The organism is Acetobacter sp. DmW_125128 (assembly GCF_008704325.1).
Classification (GTDB): Bacteria; Pseudomonadota; Alphaproteobacteria; order Acetobacterales; family Acetobacteraceae; genus Acetobacter; species Acetobacter oryzifermentans.
In genome coordinates this window covers 1-4,162 of sequence record NZ_VHOP01000039.1, presented here as the reverse complement: position 1 = coordinate 4,162, position 4,162 = coordinate 1, and the positions used below count along the sequence as shown (strand labels likewise).

General features: G+C 57.9%; 3 protein-coding genes. All 3 read right to left on the bottom strand.

Going from position 1 to position 4,162, the window contains the following annotated elements; genetic code table 11:
• Positions 1 to 2 precede the first annotated feature (2 nt).
• Entirely contained in the window at positions 3 to 1,736 is a 1,734-nt protein-coding gene (locus FKW19_RS11885; protein ID WP_003626794.1) for an ABC transporter ATP-binding protein/permease, read from the bottom strand.
• Positions 1,733 to 3,610 (bottom strand): threonine--tRNA ligase, encoded by a 1,878-nt coding sequence (gene thrS, locus FKW19_RS11880; protein WP_047957394.1) that lies wholly within the window; start codon positions 3,608 to 3,610, stop codon positions 1,733 to 1,735. Before thrS ends, FKW19_RS11885 begins: the two co-directional genes overlap by 4 nt.
• Positions 3,611 to 3,651: 41 nt before the next feature.
• A partial coding sequence (locus FKW19_RS11875) for a Fur family transcriptional regulator (RefSeq protein WP_238331352.1) occupies positions 3,652 to 4,162 on the bottom strand: 511 nt, incomplete at its 5' end.

The window sequence follows — 4,162 nt, the reverse complement described above, 5'->3', positions numbered from 1 at the left end:
GCTTACTGTGATGGAGCGAAAACCTGAAGATCAATCGTCACCGGATGGCGTTCCTGTAGCGTGGTCCGATGCGTGACGGACACGATCGTTACTGACGGGATATGGTCGCGCAGGAGGTCATAGAGCTGGTTTTCAGAGGCGGTATCAAGATTCGATGTCGATTCATCCAGAAACACCCATGCCGGCTGATTGAGCAGAACGCGACCAAACATCAGGCGTTGCTGCTCTCCCGGCGACAGCCGTTCCGTCCATCTGCCCTCAGTATCCCGATCGTCGATCAGGGCCGACAGGCCGACCTGCGCGAGGACGGTGCAAAGACGATCATCGGAAACGGTCTCGGGGGCGCGGGGATAGCATAGGGTGGCGCGCAGAGTTCCAAGAGGAAGGTAGGGACGCTGCGGAACGAACATCATCTCCTCCGCAGGCAGTCGTATTGTGCCGCTGGTGAACGGCCAGATACCGGCGAGCGTGCGTAGAAGCGTCGATTTTCCGAGACCTGATGGCCCGATCAGGACAATATCATGCCCTCTGGGCAATGTTATGTTTACCGACGACAGAAGCACCGAACCATCCGGACGGTATATATCCAGATGATCAGTCACAATGTCGCACACGGTCGGCTTAATTTCGCGCGTGGTTTTCCCGGTGCCGACAGACGCACGATCCATCGTGCGCTGGAAAGTAGCCAGACGAGCAACATTGGCCCGCCACTCAGTAAGTGACGCGTAGGAGGACCAGATCCATCCGAGTGCGTCCTCAACGCGGGAAAAAGCCTGCACAAGCTGCATCAGCGTACCGAAGGTGATCTTGCCAGCGAAATAGCGGATTGATCCGACGAGAAGAGCAAAATTTCCTGATAATGTTCCCAGACCATCCGTCAGGAAACCAAGCCATTTGGCGCGTTTCATAATCCCGAGGAAGTTGTCGTAGATGACGTCGAATTTCCCGATCAGAAGACGCTTCTCATGATCGGCCCCATCACTGAGAGCGATGCTAGCCGCGTGATCGCGGATATGAACCAGACTGTACCGGAAGTCAGCTTCCGCTTTCTGCTGGGCGATCCGCAGTGGAATCAGGCGACGACCCGTCAGATGCGTGACGACCGATGCAAAGAGTGAATAAAGAAGAGCTATCCACAGGAAATATCCTGGGATACGTACGCCGAATATCGAGATCGCACCCGACAGCACCCAGAGTAGGCCGACATAGCTGAACAAAGTGACAAGCCGTGACACGATGTCGAGGAACTGCGATAACGTGTTCCGCACGAAGCCGTCGATATCTTCCTGGATACGCTGATCGGGATTATCGCCAACAGCGGTCAGACCGGTTTCCTCTATGGCAATCCGGAAAGCGACGTTCTGGTCAAGCCACTGACTGACCATGCGATGTGTGAGCCAGCGCCGCCAGCGCAGTTGCAGTAATTGTTGCAGGTAGGTGGCGTATACCGCCGCCAGCAGGGAAGGAACTGCGATGATGAAGAAGCCGGGGATCGGCATCGTCGGGGTGTGAACGAACCAGAACAGACCACGCAGGAAGGATGTGACGTCCCGCTGCTGTAGAGCGGTATAGAAAATGTTACGCGAAAACGATTGCAGCACATCCGCCCCCACAAGCAGAAGGGTCAGCCCCAGTACGACGCCAAGCAAAGTCCAGGCCGATTTGCGTTCCGCCGAGGTGAAATAGGGTCGGCTCAGATACCAGAGATCCGCGAGAGCAGCGCGTAGTCCCTTCATGCGCCAAAGACCTTTGGCAGGCGGAAGCGGGAGGCGTCAGCCAGCAGGTCGATGGCTGTTTCCATTGTCATTGTTGGTGCATCCGGGTTTCCATACTCCCGGATGGAGACGGTTCCCGCCTGTGCTTCTTTCTTTCCGACAATCAGCAGCACAGGCACTTTCGCGAGACTGTGTTCGCGGATTTTGTAGGCGATTTTCTCGTTACGGAGATCGGGTGCCACGCGGATGCCACGCTGGCGGAGTGCTTTGATCAGATCGTCCGCGTACTCGTCTGCGGCGGCGGTGATTGTCGCCACAACGACCTGAACGGGAGCGAGCCAGAAGGGCAGATGGCCGGCATGGTGTTCAAGGAGAATGCCGATGAAACGTTCCAGCGAACCGAACAGGGCGCGGTGCAGCATGACGGGCGGATGCTTGTCCCCATCCGCGCCGACATAATGCGCGTCCAGACGCTGAGGCAGATTGAGATCGACCTGCACGGTACCGCACTGCCAGTCTCGTCCGATTGCATCACGCAGTACGAATTCCAGCTTGGGACCGTAAAAAGCACCTTCCCCCGGATTGCGCGTGTAGGAAAGGCACGAAGCTTCGACCCCGCGCCGTAACGCGTCCTCTGAGCGATCCCAGATCTCGTCCGATCCGACACGTTTTTCGGGTCGGTCAGAGAATTTGATACGGACATCGTCGAAGCCAAAATCCTTATAGATTGAGAGCACAAGATGGCAGATCCGCTGCGTCTCAGCTTCCATCTGCTCCGGCGTGCAGAAAATATGCGCGTCATCCTGCGTGAATGCGCGCACGCGCATGAGGCCATGCAGCGCTCCTGACGGTTCGAAGCGATGGACCTTGCCGAATTCAGCCATCCGCAGGGGCAGGTCACGATAACTCTTCAGGCCATGACGGAAAACCTGCACGCCACCGGGACAGTTCATGGGCTTGAGGGCGTAGGTGCGGCCTTCGGTCTCGGTGGTGAACATGTTCTCCCCGAATTTTTCCCAATGGCCGGAAGCTTGCCAGAGAGACAGATCCATAATGTCGGGCGTATTGATCTCTACATAGTTCTCGGCCTGTTGGCGCGTGCGTAGATAGGCGAGAAGCGTCTGGAACAGCGTCCAGCCATTTGGATGCCAGAAGACCGCTCCCGGTGCTTCAGGCTGGAAATGGAATAGATCCATCTCGCGTCCAAGTCGGCGATGATCGCGGCGTGCCGCTTCTTCCTGACGTCGCTCCCACGCCGCCAGTTCGTCGGCATCACGACAGGCCGTGCCGTGAATCCTTTGTAGCATCGGGTTGTTCCGGTCGCCCTTCCAGTAGGCCCCGGCTGTGCCGAGAAGCCGAAAGGCGTGTCCGATCTGCCCGGTGCTGGCGAGATGTGGCCCCCGGCAGAGATCGACGAAGCTGCCCTGTCGGTAAAAGCTCAGGATAGCATCAACAGGCAGGGACCGGATGATCTCCGCCTTGTAGGGCTGTCCGTTCTCCTTACACCAGGCAAGGGCGCTCTCACGCGTCCATTCTTCCCGGATGATCGCTTCGTCCCGATCGACAATCTCGTGCATGCGGGCTTCGATCCGAACGAGATCATCATCCGTGAAAGCGCGCTCAGCCGCGAAATCGTAGAAAAATCCCTGCTCCGTGGCGGGCCCTGTCGCAAGCGCGGTGCCGGGAAACAGTTCACTGACGGCCTGTGCCAGAACATGGGCCGTGTCGTGCCGGACCAGGGAAAGTGCATCGGCGTCTGACCGGAAAACAGGCTCAGAAGGTCGGTCACCTGACATGATTGCCGAAAGATCGGAGAGAGCGCCGTCCACACGCCGGGCGAGAACGTCCTTTGGGGAATGTGATGCGGAACAGGACGCGATGGTGGTCGATGACATTGAAGAACCTTGACGAAGAAGGGCGATGAGAGGGCAGCGGCTCATTTGGGGGCGCGTGTCGGAAGATCGTTCTGTTGGGGGCGTTGCAACGCGGACGAGAAAGAAGGACAGGTACTGCACTGAGCGCAGACGCCCTGCACTTCCATCACCCGGTGCCTGACCTGGAATCCAAGGGTCTCGGCTGCGCTGTCGATCTGCTGGCACGATGACGTGGTTTCCACCGCCTGTGCGGCGCCACATCGGTCGCAGATACAGTAGACGAGGCGCGACGGATCGCCTGTCCGGATCCGCACGAAGGCATTTCGACTTTCGAGCCGCCCGACGAGCCCGTCAGCGATCAGCTTTTCCAGGGCTCGATAAATTGTAGGCGGGGCAACTCGGCGGCGATCTGGATGACTGACACACCGGAGGATATCATAAGCCGATAACGGCAAATCTGTCTTAGTCAGCGCGTCGAGCACATCACTCAGCAAAGAGGTGGTCCGGCCATTTCGGGTATTGGAAACCTGATGGACGCCGCGAGAAGGATGCGTGACATGTTCTTTCATCGGG

Bases quoted from the DNA above. Each gene is read 5' to 3' on its own strand.
- FKW19_RS11885 (WP_003626794.1), bottom strand. From the start codon at position 1,736: ATGAAGGGACTACGCGCTGCTCTCGCGGATCTCTGGTATCTGAGCCGA.
- thrS (WP_047957394.1), bottom strand. From the start codon at position 3,610: ATGTCATCGACCACCATCGCGTCCTGTTCCGCATCACATTCCCCAAAG.